The 19682-nt window shown below is 69.4% G+C and carries 17 protein-coding genes; 10 read left to right on the top strand and 7 right to left on the bottom strand.

All coding sequences use genetic code 11. The annotated features are described in order from the left end of the window. Nucleotides 1-6: 6 nt before the first annotated feature. The 3 genes from V7Q42_RS03385 to V7Q42_RS03375 all read right to left on the bottom strand — a co-directional run bounded on the left by V7Q42_RS03385 (nt 7) and on the right by V7Q42_RS03375 (nt 3156). The gene (locus tag V7Q42_RS03385) at nt 7-1272 is read right to left on the bottom strand and encodes an ABC transporter substrate-binding protein (RefSeq protein ID WP_333822466.1); all 1266 of its coding nucleotides are present in this window, start codon (nt 1270-1272) and stop codon (nt 7-9) included. A 544-nt stretch (nt 1273-1816) separates the two neighbouring features. Continuing rightward, a complete protein-coding gene (locus V7Q42_RS03380; RefSeq protein ID WP_333822465.1) occupies nt 1817-2503 on the bottom strand; it encodes a phosphoribosyltransferase in 687 nt (228 codons plus the stop codon). Then, complete coding sequence (locus V7Q42_RS03375; RefSeq protein ID WP_333822464.1) at nt 2500-3156, bottom strand: dienelactone hydrolase family protein; 657 nt, start codon at nt 3154-3156, stop codon at nt 2500-2502. The genes V7Q42_RS03380 and V7Q42_RS03375 overlap by 4 nt, the downstream gene beginning before the upstream one ends. 363 nt (nt 3157-3519) lie before the next feature. On the opposite strand from V7Q42_RS03375, the gene V7Q42_RS03370 reads away from it, so the two are divergent. Further along, the gene (locus V7Q42_RS03370) at nt 3520-4143 is read left to right on the top strand and encodes a hypothetical protein (RefSeq protein WP_333822463.1); all 624 of its coding nucleotides are present in this window, start codon (nt 3520-3522) and stop codon (nt 4141-4143) included. Between the two features lie 306 nt (nt 4144-4449). On the opposite strand, the gene V7Q42_RS03365 is transcribed toward V7Q42_RS03370, so the two are convergent. The 3 genes from V7Q42_RS03365 to V7Q42_RS03355 are packed head-to-tail and all read right to left on the bottom strand — an operon-like array spanning nt 4450 to nt 7187. Further along, entirely contained in the window at nt 4450-5139 is a 690-nt protein-coding gene (locus V7Q42_RS03365; protein WP_333822462.1) for a GntR family transcriptional regulator, read from the bottom strand. 9 nt (nt 5140-5148) lie between these two features. Beyond that, complete coding sequence (locus tag V7Q42_RS03360) at nt 5149-5901, bottom strand: aspartate/glutamate racemase family protein (protein ID WP_333822459.1); 753 nt, start codon at nt 5899-5901, stop codon at nt 5149-5151. Next, on the bottom strand, nt 5898-7187 hold the full coding sequence (locus V7Q42_RS03355; protein ID WP_333822457.1) for an NAD(P)/FAD-dependent oxidoreductase: 1290 nt from the start codon (nt 7185-7187) through the stop codon (nt 5898-5900). Before V7Q42_RS03355 ends, V7Q42_RS03360 begins: the two co-directional genes overlap by 4 nt. Nucleotides 7188-7518: 331 nt before the next feature. On the opposite strand from V7Q42_RS03355, the gene V7Q42_RS03350 reads away from it, so the two are divergent. The 7 genes from V7Q42_RS03350 to V7Q42_RS03320 all read left to right on the top strand — a co-directional run bounded on the left by V7Q42_RS03350 (nt 7519) and on the right by V7Q42_RS03320 (nt 16468). Next, entirely contained in the window at nt 7519-8499 is a 981-nt protein-coding gene (locus V7Q42_RS03350; RefSeq protein WP_333822456.1) for a TRAP transporter substrate-binding protein, read from the top strand. 73 nt (nt 8500-8572) lie between these two features. Beyond that, on the top strand, nt 8573-9103 hold the full coding sequence (locus V7Q42_RS03345) for a TRAP transporter small permease (protein ID WP_333822454.1): 531 nt from the start codon (nt 8573-8575) through the stop codon (nt 9101-9103). A 6-nt stretch (nt 9104-9109) separates the two neighbouring features. Continuing rightward, nucleotides 9110-10420 (top strand): TRAP transporter large permease, encoded by a 1311-nt coding sequence (locus tag V7Q42_RS03340; RefSeq protein WP_333822453.1) that lies wholly within the window; start codon nt 9110-9112, stop codon nt 10418-10420. Next, nucleotides 10417-11364: a hypothetical protein gene (locus tag V7Q42_RS03335; protein ID WP_333822452.1), complete on the top strand. Its 948-nt coding sequence runs from the start codon at nt 10417-10419 to the stop codon at nt 11362-11364. The genes V7Q42_RS03340 and V7Q42_RS03335 overlap by 4 nt, the downstream gene beginning before the upstream one ends. Before the next feature lie 412 nt (nt 11365-11776). Continuing rightward, entirely contained in the window at nt 11777-13474 is a 1698-nt protein-coding gene (locus V7Q42_RS03330) for a thiamine pyrophosphate-binding protein (RefSeq protein WP_333822451.1), read from the top strand. Nucleotides 13475-13553: 79 nt separating this feature from the next. Beyond that, nucleotides 13554-15665, top strand: coding sequence for an ATP-dependent DNA helicase RecG (gene recG / locus V7Q42_RS03325; RefSeq protein WP_333822450.1), 2112 nt, complete (start codon nt 13554-13556; stop codon nt 15663-15665). Between the two features lie 20 nt (nt 15666-15685). Then, on the top strand, nt 15686-16468 hold the full coding sequence (locus tag V7Q42_RS03320) for a DUF1003 domain-containing protein (RefSeq protein WP_333822448.1): 783 nt from the start codon (nt 15686-15688) through the stop codon (nt 16466-16468). Here V7Q42_RS03320 and V7Q42_RS03315 read toward each other — a convergent pair. Further along, nucleotides 16374-17120, bottom strand: a complete 747-nt coding sequence (locus tag V7Q42_RS03315) for a DUF502 domain-containing protein (protein WP_333822446.1) — start codon at nt 17118-17120, stop codon at nt 16374-16376. The genes V7Q42_RS03320 and V7Q42_RS03315 overlap by 95 nt on opposite strands. Before the next feature lie 216 nt (nt 17121-17336). Here V7Q42_RS03315 and V7Q42_RS03310 point away from each other — a divergent pair, with 216 nt between their 5' ends. Together V7Q42_RS03310 and V7Q42_RS03305 are read left to right on the top strand one after the other, a co-directional pair. After that, nucleotides 17337-18449, top strand: coding sequence for a GNAT family N-acetyltransferase (locus V7Q42_RS03310; protein ID WP_333822445.1), 1113 nt, complete (start codon nt 17337-17339; stop codon nt 18447-18449). Nucleotides 18450-18541: 92 nt separating this feature from the next. Beyond that, entirely contained in the window at nt 18542-19636 is a 1095-nt protein-coding gene (locus tag V7Q42_RS03305) for a GNAT family N-acetyltransferase (RefSeq protein ID WP_333822444.1), read from the top strand. Nucleotides 19637-19682: the final 46 nt, after the last annotated feature.

Genomic DNA, 19682 nt, shown 5'->3' with positions numbered 1-19682 from the left:
CGTCGATCACTGCGCCCGCTTCACGGCGGCGGCCAGCGCGGCGGCGGCGTCCTTCGAACTCATGTCCGAGTTGAAGAAGTTGGTCACCACGTCGAGCACCTCGCCGCGCACGGTGCGCGGCACCGCCATCTCGTGGGCGAGGCTCGGCAGCAGGCTGCCCGCCTTGGTCGCGGCGGCGAGATCGGCGGCCGAGCGCTTGGCGCAGTCGTCGAAGTCGTCGAGCTTCACGTCGGTCCTCGCCGGGATCGACCCCTTGGCGAGGTTGAAGGTGCGCTGGAAGGCCGGCGACATGATCTCGCTCGCCAACACCTTCTGGCCTTCCGCACGACCCGGCTTCGGATCCTTGAAGAAGGTGAAGCTGTCGGCGTTCATGAGGAAGCCGGAGCCCGGAGGCGGCACGCACAGGAAGTCGACGCCGGGCTTCTTGCCGGCGGCGAGGAACTCGCCCTTGGCCCAGTCGCCCATGATCTGGAAGCCGGCCTGGCCGTTCATCACCATGGCGGTGGAGAGGTTCCAGTCACGACCCGGGAAGCTCTTGTCGACGTAGCCGCGCAGTTTGCGCAGCTGATCGAAGGCGGCGACCATGGTCGGACCGGAGAGCGAGGCCTGATCCATCTCGACCAGCGCCTTCTTGTAGAAGTCGGCGCCGCCGACCCCCAGCACCACCACTTCGAAGATCGTCGCGTCCTGCCACGGTTGGCCACCGTGGGCGAGCGGCGTGATGCCGGCCGCCTTCAGCTTGTCGGCGGTCTCGTTGAACTCGGCCCAGGTCGTCGGAACCTTGGCGCCGACCTTGGCGAGCACCGCCGGGTTGGCCCACATCCAGTTCACACGGTGGATGTTGACCGGGGCGGCGACGTACTTGCCCTGGTACTTCATGACGTCGGCGACCACCGGCGGCAGCACCGAGTCCCATTTCTCCTTGGCGGCGACGTCGTCGATGCTCTCGATGACGCCGAGCTTGGCCCATTCCTGGATGCCCGGCCCCTTGAGCTGCACCGCCGAGGGCGCGTTGCCGGCGATGACCCGGGCGCGCAGCGCCGTCATCGCAGCGTCACCGCCGCCACCGGCGATGGGCGAGTCGATCCAGGTGCCGCCCTGCGCCTCGAAGGTCTTCTTCAGCTCGCCGACGGCTTTCGCTTCACCACCCGAGGTCCACCAGTGCAGCACCTCGACGGTCCCGCCGGCCTGCGCCGACGGAACGCCACCGGCGACGAAGCCGACGATGGCCACCGAAAACAGAAGTCGACCGAATACCTTGCTGGTCTTCATGACGTTCTCCCTCTTCGTTGTCGCGTCCTGTCACGCGTGCGAGCGTGCGGTCGTCTTTTCGAAGATCCCGACGGACGGCCGCGCACGAAGCGCCGGCCGGTGGGTCGATCGGTTCCGTCTACGATCGGATCTCACGGGAACGTCGGCCGTTCCTCCTCTCGCGAGCCGTGCATGCGCACTCCGACGTTCCGACTTCGTCGCTCGCCCGCCGATCGATGAAATTCCATCGCACGAGTATACAATCGCCGCATTGATCCCGATCAACTTCCGATGATCAACACCTTTCTCACGGCTTCCGGATGTCGGTCGATGAAATGAAATACATTGAAGAAAATACTTTCTCTTTACTCAAATTTTAGAATACATGTGATTTCAAATATGACGCCTCGCGGTCACATGATCACGGGCTCGTCGCGCACCATACCTTCGTGGCGCCGACGCACGACATCGGCGCGCCATGACGGGGCCGCGCCGATCTCCGGGGCGGCGCCACGATCGGCCGGTCTTCGCGGCCCACGACCGCGGATGACCGCCTCGCGTTTCCTCACGTTTCCACCCGTGTCCCGTTCACCGGCGCATCGGCCGGATCGACCGGGAACCGCGCCAGCGCCTCGGCCACCGTCGCGTCGTCGACCTGGGTGAAGTCGATGTAGAAGAAGCCGATGGCACCGAAGGGTGTCGGAGTCTCGAGGCAGACGATCTCGTCGACCTCGCGCCGCAATTCGGCGATCGTCTCCGGCGGCGCCACCGGTACCGCCAGGACCAGCCGTTCCGGCCCGCGCTCGCGGATGGCGCGCAACGCCGCCTTCACCGTCGCGCCGGTGGCGATGCCGTCGTCGACGACGATCACCACCCGCCCCTTCGGGTCCACCCGGCGGCGGTCGCCGAGGTAGAGCTTGCGCCGCCGTTCGATCTCGGCCAGTTCGCGATCGCGCACCCGGGCGAACAGCACGTCGTCGATCGCCGCGAGGCGGATGATGTCCTCGTTGCGCACGGTGATCGGCTCGGCGCCGTCGACCACCGCCCCCATCGCCAGTTCCGGCTGACCGGGGAGGCCGATCTTGCGGACGAGGACGAGATCGAGCGGAGCGGCGAGCGCCGAGGCGATCTCGGCCGCCACCGGCACGCCACCGCGCGGCAGGGCCAGGACCACCGGGCGGCGATCCTTCAGATGCGCGAGGGCGCCGGCGAGCCGCCGCCCCGCTCGGATACGATCCCTGAACGGCTTCACGGTTCCGCCTCCCGTCGATGTCGAGCACCGACGAGGTGCCGCTCGAACCAGTCGCCGGCGAATTCGACGACGGCTTCGAGCGCTCCGGGCTCGGGAAAGAGATGCGTCGCGCCGGGCACGATCTCGAGCGCCTTCACACGGTCGAGCCGGGCGAAGGCCTCGGCGTTCAGGTCGACGACGACGCCGTCCTCGCCCCCGACGATCAGCAGGGTCGGCGACACCACGCGATCGAGGGCCGCACCCGCCAGATCCGGTCGCCCGCCGCGCGACACCACCGCCGCGATGCGATCGCCGAGGCGAGCCGCTGCGACCAGGGCCGCCGCCGCGCCGGTGCTCGCGCCGAAGAGGCCGATCGGCAACGCCGCGAGATCCGGGTCGTTGGTCGCCCAGTGCACCGCCGTGCCGAGCCGATCGGCGAGAAGAGCGATGTCGAAGACCTTGGCGCGATCGCCCTCCTCCTCCGGCAGCAGCAGATCGAAGAGCAGCGTGGCGAAGCCGCGGCCCTGAAGCGCCGCGGCGACGAGGCGGTTGCGCCGGCTGAAGCGGCTCGACCCGCTGCCGTGAGCGAAGAGGACGACGCCGCGTGGGGCGGGGGGCAGGGTCAGTGTCCCGGCGAGACCGAGAGGGGGAACCTCGACCTCGCGCGCCCTCATGGGGGCCGTTCCGCTCGAAGACCGATGGATCGACATGGCCGACCTCGTCTCTCGGCGGGAATGATGCCCGGACGAGCCGCCCGTCACCATGATCGGCATCAACGACGCGCGCGTCTTTCGGTCGGATCATGCAGAAATGTTGGAATTTTCCGCGACCGGACCGGGTCGGGACGGTGGCCCCGTCGAAAGACCGCTCGCCGTGACGATCGCCTTCCGACGCGGGCACGTCGGAGGCGGGGCGGCCGGCGAGCGACACGCTCGGCACGGGCCTCCGTCACCGCCGACCGGCTCGATGCGCCGCGGATGCCGACGCGGTGACCCCGTCGCGCGCCCTGCCGCTCCCTCCCACGGAAGGCCGACCCCATGACCCGACGCATGCAGGACCTGATCGGCGAGATCCTCCGCCTCCAGAGCGAACTCGAGGCCGAGATCGATGCGCGACGCGAGGCCCTCGGCTGGCGTCTGCGCGAGCGCTTCGTCGAGTTCGAGGAGGGGATCGCCGCCGAGCACCGCCGGCTGAAGACCGGCGCGGCGCGCTTCCTCGCCGAGTCCTCGCTCTCCTCGATCCTCACCGCGCCGGTGATCTATTCGCTGATCGTGCCGTTGGTGGCGCTCGACCTGTGGGCCAACCTCTACCAGCAGATCTGTTTCCGCGCCTACGGCATCCCGCGGGTGCGCCGCGCCGACTACGTCGTCTTCGACCGCGCCCGGCTCGGCTATCTCAACTGGATCGAGGCGCTGAACTGCCGCTACTGTTCCTACGCCAACGGCGTCGTCGCCTTCGTCCGCGAGATCGCCGGCCGCACCGAACAATACTGGTGCCCGATCAAGCACGCACTGAAGACCACCGATCCACATCGCCGCTATGTCGGGTTCCTCGACTACGGCGACGCCGACGGCTATCGCACTCGCCTCGAGGAACTACGCGACCTGTTGCGCGAGGAGAGCGCCCGTGCAGGCGGCGACGCTGCCGCGCCGAAGGCGTGAGCGCCGCCACCGTGGGGAGGCCGCCGCGCGCGCCGCCACCGAGGCCGAACGCCCGGCGTCCCGCCACCCGACGAGCCCGATCAGGAGGCCGTCATCCCCGGTGGGACACGAAGCGGAGGGGAAGAGATCCATCGACGGTCCGACGATACGCGGAGCGAGTGGATCCCCTTCCCTCGCTTCTCTCGCCGGAGACGACGGCTGATTTCGGAGCTACGAGGGAGCAAATCGAGGCTCCGTCGATCTACACGAGACGTGCCGTGAAGGTAGGCACGCGAAAGCGCCTCCGCGACCGCGGGGGCCGCCTCGTCAGCCCTCGCCCTCACCGGGTTGCGGCTTCAGATAGATCCGGGCGAGGCCTTCGCGGATCGCCGCGGTGATCTGGTCGAGACGGCGATCGATGTGGCGTTCGAGGATCGCGGCCGCGGCGTCGGCGTCGCGTCGCGCCAGCGCCTCGACCACGGCGCGGTGTTCGCCCTGAGTGGTCGAGCGCCCCTCGCCCATGTCGATCCAACGGACGAAGCGGATGCGGGCATCGACGTTGTCGAGCACCCTCAGCATCTCGTCGTTGCGGGAGAGCATCATCAGGCGCGCGTGGAAGGTCTCGTCGAGTTCGGTCAGTTCGCCGACCGAACGGCCGTCGCTCCCGGGGCCGGTGGCGTCGAGGAAGCCGGCGAGTGCGGCGATCTCGCGATCGTCGGCGCGGGCGACGGCGAGCCGCACCGCCGCCGTCTCGATCGTCTTGCGCAACTCGTAGAGCTGGAAGACCTCCTGAGGATCGAGTTCGCGGCAGAAGAAGCCGCGGCCCGGCTCGAAGCGCAGGAATCCCTCCATCTTGAGGCGGTTCAAGGCTTCTCTGAGAGGGGTGCGGCTGACCCCGAGCTGCGTCGCGATCCGGCCTTCGTTGATCCGTTCGCCGGGGCGGACGGCATAGCCGACCGCCATCTCCTTCAGCGCCTCGTAGACGCGATCGACGACGCTGTCGGTTTCGGCGGACATGGCCCCTCCTCACCCCTCGCGACGGAACCGCCGCGGGCGGAGACCCGCGTGGAACCAGGAGATCATCGAGTAGATGTCGTAGACCGGCCGGCCGATCTCGGCGGCGAGCGCGGCGGCGTAGGGCGGCATGTTGGTGCATTCGAGCACCACCGCCCCGACCTCCGGATGGCGCGCCACCAGCTCGCGCCCCGCCGCCAGGATGTCGGCCTCGGCCAGCCCGACGTCCATGTCGTCCTTCTCGGCGAGGATCAGCACCCGGAAGAACTCGCAACCGGTCTCGGTGCCGACGACCGGCGTGTCGAGCGGCACGCCGGCGCCGGCGAGATGGGCCGGCGTCAGGGTCGAACTCGACACCGTGACGATGCCGACCCTCTGGCCCGGCGGCAGCGTCGCCTGCACCCAAGGCACCTGCATCAGCGACGAGGTGGCGACCGGCACGCCGACCATCTCGGCGAGCTCCTTCTGGAACAGCGCCAGGAAGCCGCAGTTGGTGGTGATCGCCTCGGCGCCGAGACGGACGAGATCGCGCGCCGCCTCGATGAAGTCCGGCAGCAGCCCCGCGGCGCCCTTCAGCACCACCTTCTCAGGGCTCGCGCCGCGCACCACCCGATAGAGCACCGGGAAGGGCCAGGTCTCGGCGTTGCCCATGTCGCCGAGGATGCGGGGAAAGCGCGCCTCGAGCATCAGGATGCCGAGCGGCGCGCCGTAGATCGCCTTGCCGCCGCGCGCCAACGGGCCGACGGGGGAAACGATCGTCGTCATGTCGGCTGCCCTCCGGTGGTGGGATAAGCGCGGAAGCGATCCGGCGCGAAGCCGTCGATCGGGATCTCGGGCGTCCGCCCGAGAAGGAGATCGCCGACGATGCGGCCGGTCTTCGGACCGCTGGCCAGTCCGATGTGGCCGTGGCCGTAGGCGACGAGCACGTCCGCGTGGGGGCTACGGCCGATCACCGGCCGGCCGTCGGGCGTGCTCGGGCGGTGGCCGAGCCACGTCCGCGCCGCGCCGTCGCGGATCGCCGGGGCGAGCGAGGGGAAGACGCCGAGGAGATGGGTCTTCAGCACCTCGGCGCGATGCCAGTTGGGCGCCGCCTCGACGCCGGCGAGTTCCACCTGACCGGCGACGCGCAGGCCCTTGGCCATGCGGGTGATCGCCACCTTGCGGTCCTGGATCATCACCGGGATCGCCGGACCGGCGTCGAGCCCGTCGATCTCGACGTGATAGCCGCGCTCGCTCTCCATCGGCACCTTCAGGCCGACGCGTTCGGCGAGCGGTGTCGAGCGGATGCCGGCGGCGATCACCGCACGATCGGCGGGAACCGTGCCCGCATCGGTGACGACGCCGGTGAGTCGGCAGCCGGCATAGGCGAAATCGAGCGCCTTCGCCCGGACCAGCGTCACCCCGAGCCGTCCGGCGTGACGCACCCGCGCGGCGACGAAGCCGCCGGGATCGCGGCAGTGACCGCCCTCGCGCACCACGACGGCGAAGCGATAGGCCGGATCGATCTCCGGCAAGAGTTCACGAACCGCGTCGCCCTCGACCTCGTCCCAGCGGATGCCGACGGCGGCGCGCGTCGCCCAACTCGTCTCCGCGGCGAAGGCGGCGCGGTCGCGGAAGACGTGGGCGAGGCCGCTCGAGGCTGCGACGAGGTCGGCGACCCCCGCCTCTTCGGCCGCCTCGCGATTGAGCGTCGGCGCATCGGCGAGAAGCGGACGCAGCATGCCGGCGATGGCGCGGATGCGCTCGCGCGTCCACCCCGACGCCATGTAGCGGACGAGCCAGGGCGCGATGCCGGGCAGGTGCAGCGGCCGGATGGCGAGCGGCCCGAGCGGATCGAGGAGATAGCCGGGGATCTTCTTCCACACACCCGGTTCGGACGGCGGGATCACCGACTGCACCGACAGCCAGCCGGCGTTGCCGTAACTCGCCGCCTGATCGCCGCCGGGATCGCCGGGTTCGACCAACGTCACCGCGAAGCCGCGCCGATGCGCTTCGAGCGCACAGGCCGCTCCGACCGCTCCCCCACCGACGACGACGATCCGCTCCGCCATGGCGCACTCTCCACCGAAGGGGCGATGCCTCGATCGGTCCGTATTCAGATCTGAATGCCCGAGATGAAGCCAAATCTCGAGCCGATGCAATCCCTCCCGCGGCGGACGATGTGACGGCCCCGCGCGAGGCGCCGGGCCGCGGCGGCAGCGCCCACCACGCGGCGCTTTCGAGGCGAGAGATTCCGGCTTGACGGTCGGGTCATTTGCATCATGATCCGTATACAGGCGTCACAGAACTCGTTTTTTCCGATCGGCTGCGTCACGGAAAAATCCTTTCGCGGCCCGACGACATGTGCGCCGGGGACACCGGCGGATCCAGGGAGTGGTCGACATGAAGGTATCGAAGTCGGGTTGGATGATGGCCGCGTTCGCGGCGCAGTTTCTCGGCGGCGGCGCGGCCCTGGCCGAGGGCTGGGATCTGCCGGCGGCCTATCCGGCCACCAATTTCCACACCGAGACGGCGGTCGCCTTCGGCGCCTGCGTCAAGGGCGCGACCGCCGGCCGCGTCGACATCACCGTCCATCCCAACGGCGCCCTGTTCAAGGGCAACGACATCAAGCGTGCCGTCCAGACCGGACAGGCGCCGATCGGCGAGCGCCTGATCTCGGCCCACGCCAACGAGAACGCCCTCTACGGCGTCGACTCGATCCCCTTCCTCGCGTCGAGCTTCGACGCCTCGGAGAAGCTGTGGAAGGCGGCCCGACCCGAGCTCGAGAAGCTCATGGCCAGCCAGAACCTCGTCTACGTCTACGCCGTTCCGTGGCCGCCGCAGGGCCTCTACACCAAGAAGCCGATCAACGCGGTCGCCGACCTGAAGGGCGTGAAGTTCCGCTCCTACTCGGTCGCCACCGCCCGCATCGCCGAACTCGCCGGCATGATCCCGGTGCAGATCGAAGCGGCAGACCTGTCGCAGGCTCTGGCCACCGGCGTCGCCGACAGCTTCATCTCGTCCGGCTCGACCGGCTTCGACGTCAAGGCGTGGGAGTACATGACCAACTTCTACGAGGTCGATGCCTGGCTGCCGCGCAACGTCATCTTCGCCAACAAGGACTCCTTCGGCAAGCTGTCGGCCGCCGATCAGGCGGCGATGAAGACCTGCGGCGACAAGGCCGCGGCCGACGGCCTCGCCAAGTCGCGGGCGCTCACCCAGAAGTACCTGGACGCGCTGGCGGCCAACAAGATGACCGTCGCCAAGCCCAATGCGACGCTGGCGGGCGAACTGTCCGGCTTCGGCAAGACCATGACCGCCGAATGGATCGCCAAGGCCGGTCCGGGCGGCAAGACGATCATCGACGCCTTCGAGGCGAAGTGATCGGCACACCCTCCGAGGACACGGGCGCGCTCCACGCCCGTGTCCTCCCTTCCTCTCCCGCTCGGGTTCAGCGATGGCGATCGCCCGTCTCCTGCGCAGCGTGCTCGATGCGCTCTACCTCGTCGCCGGAGCCCTCGCGGCGCTCTCGCTTCTCGGCGTCTTCGGCCTGATCGTCGCTCAGATGATCGCCCGATGGTCCGGCGTGTCGCTGCGCGGCTCGACCGACTACGCCGGCTATCTGATGGCGGCCTCGTCGTTCCTCGCCTTCGCCGCGGCGCTGAACCGCGGCTCGCACATCCGGGTGACGATGATCCACGAGATCGTGCCGCGGATGCGCCGGCCGTTGGAGATCTGGGCGCTCGCCGTCGGCACCGCCATCTCCGGCTACATCGCCTGGTACGCCTGCCGGGCGGTCTACTGGTCGTGGAAGCTCGGTGATCTCAGCCAGGGTCTCGACGCCACGCCGCTGTGGATCCCGCAGACCGCCATGGCGGTGGGGGCGATCCTCTTCGCCGTCGCCTTCCTCGACAATTTCGTCCGCTACCTGTTCTCCGGCACGTCCGGCATCGGGTCGGGCGCCGAAGACACCATCCAGGTGGAGTGAGCGGCGATGGATCAACTGGAGTTCACCGCACTCTTCCTGGTCATACTGTTCTTCCTGCTCTCCACCGGTGTGTGGATCGGACTGGCGCTGACCGGGGTCGCCTTCGTCGGCATGATCCTCTTCACCTCGAGGCCCGTCGGCGATGCGATGATCACGGCCATGTGGTCGACGTCGTCGTCCTGGTCGCTGACCGCTCTGCCGCTGTTCATCTGGATGGGCGAGATCCTGTTCCGCACCCGATTGTCGGAAGACATGTTCAAAGGGCTGGCGCCGTGGATGGCGCGGCTGCCCGGCGGGCTCCTCCACACCAACATCGTCGGCTGCACCATCTTCGCCGCCGTCTCCGGCTCTTCCGCCGCGACGCTGACCACCGTCGGCAAGATGACGGTGCCGGAACTGAAGAAGCGCGGTTATCCGGAACGGATGATCATCGGCACGCTCGCCGGCGCCGCCACCCTCGGGCTGATGATCCCGCCGTCGCTGACGCTGATCGTCTACGGAGTCACCATCAACGAATCGATCACCAAGCTGTTCATGGCCGGCATCGTGCCGGGACTGGTGCTCGCGCTCATGTTCATGGGATATCTCATCATCTGGGTGAAGACGGCGAAGGACTATGCGCCGACGCCCGAACCGCCGATGAGCTTCGCCGAGCGGCTGTCGCGGTCGCGCTTCCTCATCCCGGTGATCCTGCTCATCGTCGCGGTGATCGGCTCGATGTACGCCGGCCTCGCCACCGCGACGGAAGCCGCCGCCATCGGCGTCGCCGGCTCGCTCGCCCTCGCGGCGGCGCAGGGGTCGCTGACCTACAAGTCCTTCGTCGAGAGCCTGCTCGGCGCCACCCGCGTCTCGGCGATGATCGCCCTGATCCTGTGCGGCGCCGCCTTCCTGTCGATGTCGATGGGCTTCACCGGCCTGCCGCGGGCGCTCGCCACCTGGATCGGCTCGCTGGAACTGACCAAGTTCCAGCTGATCATGGCGCTGCTGGTCTTCTACATCATCCTCGGCTGCTTCCTCGACGGCATCTCCTCGGTGGTGCTGACCATCGCCATCGTCGAGCCGATGATCCGGCAGGTCGACATCGACGTCATCTGGTTCGGCATCTTCATCGTCCTGGTCGTCGAGATGGCGCAGATCACCCCGCCGGTCGGCTTCAACCTCTTCGTCATGCAGGGCATGACCGGCCACCAGATGGGATTCGTGGCGAAATCGGCCTTCCCGATGTTCATGATCATGATCGTCATGGTCTTCGTGATGATCATGTTCCCCGAACTCGCCACCTGGCTGCCGGACCACCTCTCCCTGGCGCCGGGATGAGCCTCGGGTCGACCCTCGAGACCGCGCTCGGCGCGCTCGCCCGCCACGGCCGCGGCGTGCTGGTCGTGGGCCTTCTCGCCGGCATCGTCTCGCCGAGCCTCGCCGGGGCGATCCGGCCGCACATCGGCCTGCTCATCGCCGTCCTCCTGGCGATCGCCGCCTTCCGCATCGGCGCGCGCGCCGCCTGGGGGGCCCTGTCGGCGATGGCCTCGACCCTCGGCCTCGTCGTCCTCCTGCAGATCGCCGTGCCGCTCGCCGTCCTCGCCGTCGAACGCGGCTTCGGGCTCGCCGGGCCGATCGCCATGGCGCTCTTGATCATGACCACCACGGCGCCGATCGCCGGGACGCCGAACCTCACCATTCTGGTCGGCGGCGACCCGGCTCCGGCGCTGCGCCTCGTCGTGGTGGCGACCGGGCTGCTGCCTCTGACCGTGGTGCCGGTCTTCCTCGCCTCCGGCGACCTCGGCGATCCCGCCGCCGTGGCGCCGGCGGCGCTACGCCTCGCCGGCCTGATCGGCGTCGCTGCCCTCGTCGGCTTCGGGGCGCGGGCCCGCCTCGCGCCCGACCTCGGGCGAAGCCGCCTCGCTGCCGTCGACGGGCTCTCCACCTTCGTCTTCGCGATCGTGGTGATCGGCGTCATGGAGGCGATCGCGCTCGAGATCCGCCGCGACCCGGCATCGGTGGCGGTCACCGCACTCGCCGCTTTCGCCGCCAATTTCGGCTTCCAGATCGTCGGCGCGCTCCTCGCCCGCCGCTTCGGCGCGTCCGACGCCGCCCCGGCGATCGGCATCGCCGCCGGCAACCGCAACTTCATCCTGCTGCTCACGGCGCTGCCCGACGGCATCGTCGAACCGATCATGCTGTTCGTCGGCTGCTATCAGCTACCGATGTACCTGACGCCGCTGCTGCTCGCCGGGTTCTATCGGCGGATCGGCGGAAGGTGATGATGGGGCGGCGATCTCGTCGTCCGCCGGAGCAGTTTCGGGTGAGATCGCGGATCCGAGTCCGTGCCCGATTCTTCGAGACGGGCCTTCGGCCCTCCTCAGGATGAGGGATCGAAGATTTCCGTGCGAAGGAGAGCCCCTCATGCCGAGGAACCGCCGAAGGCGGCGTCTCGTAGCATCTCGCAGGGAGGGCGCCGACCGGTGTACGGCACCAGGTACCGCCGGCGGAAAGGGGCCGCCCCAGCCCCTCCGATCTCCCCGGTGACCCGGTCGCTTCGAGAGGTCGCGCCACGGAACGACCACGTCACATCCGTCCTCCCCGCCGCCCCTTCGCGTTGACAGCCTTCGCCCCCTCACCTAGCCTGAATACAGGTCTGTAGACGGTTTTCTCGTCCCCCTCGGAGCCTGCCCCATGAGCAACGAACTCACCGGCGCCGAAGCCCTGCTGCGGATGCTCGAACTGAACGGCGTCGACACGGTCTTCGGCCTGTGCGGCGACACTTCGCTGCCGCTCTACGATGCCTTCTTCAAGGACGGCCGCGGCATCCGCCACATCCTCACCCGCGACGAGCGCTCCGCCGCCTACATGGCCGACGGTTACGCCCGGGTGACCGGCAAGGTCGGCGTCTGCGAGGGTCCGAGCGGCGGCGGCGCGACCTATCTGCTGCCCGGCATCGTCGAGGCCAACGAGAGTTCGGTGCCGGTGCTCGGCATCACCTCCGACGTCTCGGTCGCCTCGCGCGGCCGCTTTCCGCTGACAGAACTCGACCAGAAGGGGCTCTATCGGCCGCTGACCAAATGGAACACGGTGCTCGATCGCGCCGTCGACCTGCCGCGGGCGATGCGCGCCGCCTTCCGCGCCATGACCACCGGCAAGCCCGGATCGGCGCACATCGGCCTGCCCTTCGACGTCCAGACCGGAACGGTCCCCGAGAGCGAGATCTGGGCTCAGCCCGAACACGGCCGCGCGCCGTCGTGGCGCTCCGCTCCGGCGGCCGACGACGTCGAACGCGCCGCCGATCTCCTGGTCGGCGCGCGCCGGCCGGTGTTCCTGGTCGGTGGCGGGGTGATCGCGGCGGACGCGAGCGAGGAGCTGGCGACGCTGGCCGAACGGCTCGACGCTCCCGTCACCACGACGGTCAGCGGCAAGGGCGCGCTCGCCGAGACCCATGACCTCTGCGCCGGCGTCGTCGGCTCGAACGGTGGTGTCCGCGCCACCCGCGCGGTGATCGACGCCGCAGATCTGGTGGTGATCGTCGGCTGCCGCGCCGGCTCGACCTCGACCGAGCACTGGCGCCATCCCGCCCCGACCGTGCCGATCGTCCACATCGACGTCGATCCGGCGGCGATCGCCGTCAACTATCCGACCGAGGTCGCCCTCGTCGGCGACGCCAAGCTGGCCCTCGAGGCGCTGGACGCGGCGGTCGCCGATCGGCTCGCCGGGCGTCCGGAACGCGACGGCGACGGCCGCGCCCTGGTCGCCGAGGCGAAGCGGGTGAAATGGTCGGCCTTCGCCGCCCTCGCCGCCTCCGACGAGATGCCGATCCGCCCGGAACGGCTGATCCGCGATCTCGCCGCCGCCCTGCCCGACACCGCTGTGGTCGTCGCCGATCCGGGAACGCCCTGCCCCTATGTCTCGGCCTATTACGAACTGCGCCGCCCGGGGCGCCACTTCATCACGAATCGCGCCCACGGCGCCCTCGGCTATTCGATGGCGGCGGCGACCGGTGCCCGTATCGGCCGCCCGGAGGCCCGGGTGGTGGCGATCATGGGCGACGGCTCGTTCGGCTTCACGGTGGGCGAGCTCGAGACCATCGTCCGGCTCAAGGTGCCGATCCTGATGATCGTCATCTCCAATTCGGTCTTCGGCTGGATCAAGGCGAGCCAGCGCGCCGGCTACGGCGAGCGCTATTTCTCGGTCGATTTCGATCGCACCGATCACGCCCGCATCGCCGCCGCCTACGGCGTGACGTCGTTCCGCGCCGAGGATCCGCGCGACCTCGCGCCGACGTTGGCGAAGGCCCTCGTCCACGACGGCCCCGTTCTCCTCGACGTGATCACCCAGCCGCTGCAGGAGGCCGCGGCTCCGGTCAGCCAGTGGATGGGCTGAGGCGCACCCTTTCCCGCCGCGCGACCCGCCTGCTACAAACGGTTCGAGGAACCTCGATCCCGAACGCCGGCGAGCCGCGATGCGTCCCGACATCCTCACGCCCCTCTTCGCCTCGCTGACCGGACTACCCGGCGTCGGCCCGAAGACCGCGGCGCTCTACGACCGGCTGCTCGACGGCGTCGCGGTGGAGGCGGGATCGGGCGCGCGTCTGGTCGATCTCCTGTTCCATCGGCCGTCCGGCATCGTCGACCGCCGCCTGCGCCCCGGCGTCGCCCGCGCGCCGGAAGGGGCGATCGTCACCCTCCATCTCACCATCGACCGCCACCGTGCCCCGCCGCGCGGTTCGCGCGCGCCCTACAAGGTCTACGGCTTCGACGAAACCGGCGAGATCGCCCTCGTCTTCTTCTCGGCGCGGGCCGACTGGCTGGCGAAGCTGCTGCCGGAGGGCGAGACGCGGTGGGTCTCCGGCCGGGTCGAGTGGTTCAACGGCGCGCCGCAGATGGTCCACCCCGATCACGTGGTGACCGAGGCGGAGTTCGAAAAGCTGCCGCTGATCGAGCCGGTCTATCCGCAGACCGAGGGCCTCGCCTCGCGCGCCATCGCCCGCGCCGTCGCCGCCGCGCTCGACCGCTGCCCGCGGCTCCCCGAATGGCAGGACCCCGAGTGGCTCGCCCGGCAGCGCTGGCCCGACTTCCGCGACGCGCTCAGGACCATCCACCATCCGGAGGCGACGCCCGGAGAGGGACCCGACGCCCCGGCGCTCGCCCGCCTCGCCTACGACGAGTTCCTCGCCCAGCAACTGACGCTGGCCCTGGTGCGCGCCTCGGCGAAGCGCACGGCGAAGCCGCCGCGTCTCGCCACCGGCGAACTGACCGAGCGCATCGTCGACGCCCTGCCCTATCGCCTGACCGGCTCGCAGGAAGCTGCCGTCGAGGACATCCGCCGCGATCTCGCCGTTCCCGAACGGATGCTGCGCCTCCTCCAGGGCGACGTCGGCGCCGGCAAGACGCTGGTCGCGGTGATGGCCTGCGCCATGGCGATCGAGGCGGGCGGCCAGGCGGCTATCATGGCGCCGACCGATCTTCTCGCCCGTCAGCATGCCCGATCGCTGGCGCCGCTGGCGGAAGCGGCCGGCATCGACTGGGCGATCCTCACCGGCCGCGAGAAGGGCAAGGAGCGCGAGCGCATCCTCGAGGGGCTGGCGACGGGGACGATCCGCCTCCTCGTCGGCACCCATGCCCTCTTCCAGGGGCCGGTCGAATTCGCCGACCTCACGCTCGCCGTCGTCGACGAGCAGCATCGCTTCGGCGTCCACCAGCGTCTGGCGCTGACCTCGAAGGGGCGCGCCACCGATCTTCTGGTGATGACCGCGACGCCGATCCCGCGCACCCTGATGATGAGCTTCTTCGGCGACCTCGACGTTTCGCGGCTCACCGAGAAACCGGCCGGGCGCCAACCGATCGCCACCCGCCTCGCCTCGTCGGACCGGATGGGCGAGATCGTCGAGGCGCTGGCGCGCGCCATCGCCGACGGCCAGAAGGTCTATTGGGTGTCGCCGCTGGTCGAGGAGAGCGAGACGCTCGATCTCGCCGCGGCGGAGGCCCGCTACGAGGACCTGACCCGCGCGCTCGGCCCGGTCGTCGGTCTCGTCCACGGGCGGATGAAGGCGGAGGAGAAGGATGCGGCGATGCGCGCCTTCCAGGAGGGAGTGACCCGCCTCCTCGTCGCCACCACGGTGATCGAGGTCGGCGTCGACGTCCCCGACGCCACCATCATGGTGATCGAACACGCCGAACGCTTCGGCCTCGCCCAACTGCACCAACTGCGCGGCCGGGTCGGGCGCGGCTCGGAAGCCTCCTCGTGCCTGCTCGTCTACAAGGCGCCGCTGACCGAGACGGCCAAGGCGCGGCTCGAGATCATGCGGGCGACCGAGGACGGCTTCGTCATCGCCGAAGAGGATCTGAAGCTGCGCGGCGGCGGTGAGGTGCTCGGGACGAAGCAGTCCGGCCTGCCCGGCTTCCGCCTCGCCCGGCTCGACCTCCACGCCGAGCTTCTGGAGACGGCGCGCGACGACGCCCGCCTGATCCTCGCCCGCGATCCCGATCTGACGAGCGAGCGCGGTCGTGCCTTGCGTGTTCTTCTCCATCTCTTCGACCAGGACCAGGGCGTCCGCCTGATCAAGGCGGGCTGACCCCGGCGAGGAGCCCTACGATGCCGCCCCGTCATCACACGCCCGATCATGCCGCCCGCGGCGTCTGCGCGCTCACCGGCCGCGAGGTGCCGCTGCGCGATCTGGTGCCGTTCTATGCGCTCTCCGCCGGCCTCGCCGAGATGATCCGTCACGACCGGCCGGAGATCGCCGCCGACGCGCTGATCGATCGCCGCGAGGTGGCGCGGCTGCGCGACCGCCACATCCGCGACCTGCTCGCCGAGGAACGCGGCGAGTTGACCGCGCTCGAGGCCGACGTCGCCCGCTCGATCGCCCAGGCCGACACCATCTCCACCGACATCGCCGCGGCCTATGCCGGAGGACGCAGCTTCGGCGAGCGGCTCTCCGACGGATTGGCGAGCTTCGGCGGCAGTTGGACCTTCATCACGATCTTCGCGGCGGTGCTCGTCGTCTGGATGGCGATCAACGTGGCGATGGCGGCGCGCGCCTTCGATCCCTACCCGTTCATCCTGCTCAATCTGGTGCTGTCCTGTCTCGCCGCGATCCAGGCGCCGATCATCATGATGAGCCAGAAGCGCCAGGAGACGAAGGATCGGCTGCGCTCGGAGAGCGACTATCGGGTCAACCTCAAGGCCGAACTGGAGATCCGCTCGCTGCACGAGAAGCTCGACCATCTCCTGTCGCATCAGTGGCAACGGCTCGCCGAGATCCAGCAGATGCAGGTCGAGATCATGCAGGAACGTTCGGTACCGCCGAGACCGCCGGAGCCTTCTTCGCCGGTTCCTCCGGCGTCCCCTCCGGCACCTCCGCCCACTCCGGGGTGACGATGCCGCCGGAGATGATGAACTTGGCCGCGTCCTCCGGGTTCATGTCGAGGATGCGCACCTCGTCCTTCGGCAGGAACATGATGTAGCCGCCGGTCGGGTTGGGCGTCGTCGGGATGAAGACGGTGAGCCAGTCGTCGACCGCCACCTCCGGCCGCGCGTTCGACAGCCGCGCCGCCACTTCCGCCTTCGCCGCTCCGGAGACGAAGACCAGCGACCAGACACCCCGCCGCGGCCACTGGATGAGCCCGACCTCGCGGAACGACTGATCGCGGGAGGAGACGAAGGTCTCGAAGATCTGCTTCAGCGTCTTGTAGACGGGCCTCACGAAGGGCAGATGGCCGACCAGATCCTCGCCGTAGGAGAGCAGCGTGCGCCCGACCAGACTGGCGGTGAGCGCGCCCAGCGCGGTGAGACCGATCAACGCCACCAGCAATCCGAACCCCGGCACGGCGAAGGGCAGATAGCTGTCGGGATTCCAGGCCGTGGGCAGGAACGGCTTGACGGTCGCGTCGACCCACTCGAGGAAGCCGCGGGCGATGTAGACGGTGATGGCGAGGGGCCCGACCACCACCAGACCGGTGACGAAGTGATTTCTGAGCCGCGCCGCCCATGTCGCGTGCAGCCCGGGAATGTCGGTCCTGTCGTCCATGGTGGCCCTCCGGGGACGTCCATCCGTGAGACTAGCGTCTTTTCGCGATGCGGCAATCACATGGCTGCGAACGGCGCGGTGCCGCGACACCGCGGCGCGCGCAACCCGATCGGTCCGCATGATTCGTTCTCGACTCGCCTTCCTCCGCCTTTTCGTGCATGTTTGCCGGCGCGGCATTCGGAAATACTCGGGGCACGGGTGGGGGGAAGACGTTCCATGCAGACGATGGGCCTCCGTGTCCGCGTCGCAACGGATGCGCGCGCCGTCGAACAGACACTGCGAGATCTACCGTCCGACCTCCTGCGTGGACCTTTCCAACAGGCGGCGTGGATCGATGCATGGCTCGCCATCCGCGCCGACGATCGACCGGCGATCGCGCTCGCCGTCGTCGGCGCCGAGGCCGACGACGCGCCGGTCTTCGTCCTGCCGCTGATGCTCGACCCCCGCTCCGGAGTTCCCTGTTGGACGGCGCTCGACGACGGCGTCTGCGACTACGTCGCTCCGATCTTCGCCGCCGATTTCGCCCCGAAGCCCGAGACCATGCGGTGGATCTGGGCGCGCATTCTCGATCAGTTGCCGAACGCCGATCTCGTCTTCCTGGAGAAGATCCCGGAACGCGTCGGAGATCGCCGCAACCCGCTGCTCGATCTCGCCCGGCCGTCGCCGTCGCGCTTCCGGCGCCATCCGCTGGCGCTCGTCGACGGGCTCGAGGCGGTGCGCGCACGCTATCGGGCGGGGCGTACGCTCGCGCGAAAACGCCGCAAACTCGGGCGCAAGGGCCGTCTCGAGTTCACCGTCGGCACCGGAGCGGCGGCGGCCACGGAACTCGAACGGCTGATGGCGTGGCGCGACCGCCGCCACGACGCCCGGCCGATCACCACCGCCTTCTATCGCCGGCTCCTCGATGCCACCGATCTCGCCCGCATCGGGCTGCTCCGGCTCGACGGGCGGGTGATCTCCGGCTGTTTCGCCATCGTCTGCGACGATGCGCTGCGCCTCCTCGTCGTCGCCTTCGACGAGCGTTGGAAGAACTGGTCGCCGGGGCTGCTCGCCATCGACGACATGATCGGTTGGGCGGTCGGCGAAGGGCTCGGCGAATTCGACTTCACCATCGGATCCGAACCCTACAAGTTCGATTTCGGCGTCGGCACCGAACAGCTCTGGGAGATCCGCGAGCCGCTCGGGCTTCGCGGCTCGGTGATGTTGCGCCTCCTCGGCGCTCGCCGCGCCGCCGCCGATCTCGTGCGCCGCACCCTTCCGTCCCTCGCCGCGATCCACGCCCGCCGACACGGCGAACATCCGACGCCGCCGCCTCCACCCGCGCCGTAACCACCTGTTCAGTCCGCTCGCGTTAGAGTGGCCGCCGAGATGTGGAGTTCGGGCGTCGAGGACGGTGTCCGATCATTCGGGGAGTGGCGACCATGACCGCGACGCGGGTCCGCGTGGTGACCGGCTGCGAAGCCGTGCGGGAGGCGCTCGCCGCCCTGCCCGACGCGATGCGTCCCACCGCTTTTCAACACCCGGCCTGGACCTGTTGCTGGCTCGCTGGTAGCGAACGCGCCGAAAATGAAACCATCCTCGCGATGGTCGACTGTGCCGAGACCGACCGCCCGCTCTTCGCCCTGCCGCTGACCCTCGACACCTTCGGCGCCGCCGCCTACTGGGCGCCGCTCGATCACGGGGTGTGCGACTACAACGCCTCGTTCACCGCCCCCGATTTCCACCCTTCACCGGTCGAGATGCGCTCGATCTGGACCCGCATCGTCGCGGCCCTGCCCGACGACGCCGCCTTCCTGATGATCGACAAACTCCCCGCCGCCATCGGCGAACGGGCCGAACCGCTGATGGACCTGCCGGGACTGCGCCGCTCCCACGTCGTCCGCCACCCGCTGCATCTCGACGCCGACTACGCGACGCTGCGCGACACCCGCTTCTCGCAGACCTCGGTCCGCTCGCTCACCCGCAAGCGGCGCAAGCTCTCCCGCAAGGGTGACCTCGTCTTCACCGTGGCGACGGGAGAGGCCGCTCTCGCGCCGCTCGAGCGCCTCCTCGCCTGGCGCCGCGAACGCTACGGCACCCGCGCGGACGTCGACGATTTCTATCGTCGGCTGGTGCGTGCCGGCGATCCGGCCCGGGTGATGTGGCTCGCCCTCGACGGCGAACCGATCAGCGCCGGCTTCGGTCTGGTCGAGCCGTCCGCCTTCCGCCTGCTCGCCATCGGCCACGAAGAGCGCTTCAAGAACTGGTCGCCGGGCCTCCTGGTGATCGAGGACGCCATCGCCTGGGCGATCGATCTCGGCCTCGCCGAGTTCGACTTCACCATCGGTTCGGAAGCCTACAAGTTCGATTTCGGCGTGACCCCGGAGCCGCTGTGGCTGGTCGCCGAGGAATTCGGGCCGCACGGCTCGGCCATGCTGCGCCTCATGTTGGCGCGCAACATGATCGCCAAGAAGCTCAAGCGCTGGATCGACCCGAACGCGCCGCGCCGCCGCGACGCGAAGGCTTCCGCCGCCTGATCACGTCGGCATCATCGCCCGAAACTGAAGAAGGCGATCGGAGGTT

It is taken from the genome of Pinisolibacter sp., from assembly GCF_036782435.1.
Lineage (GTDB): Bacteria > Pseudomonadota > Alphaproteobacteria > Rhizobiales > Ancalomicrobiaceae > CALBKH01.
This window is presented reverse-complemented; position numbering and strand designations above follow the sequence as displayed.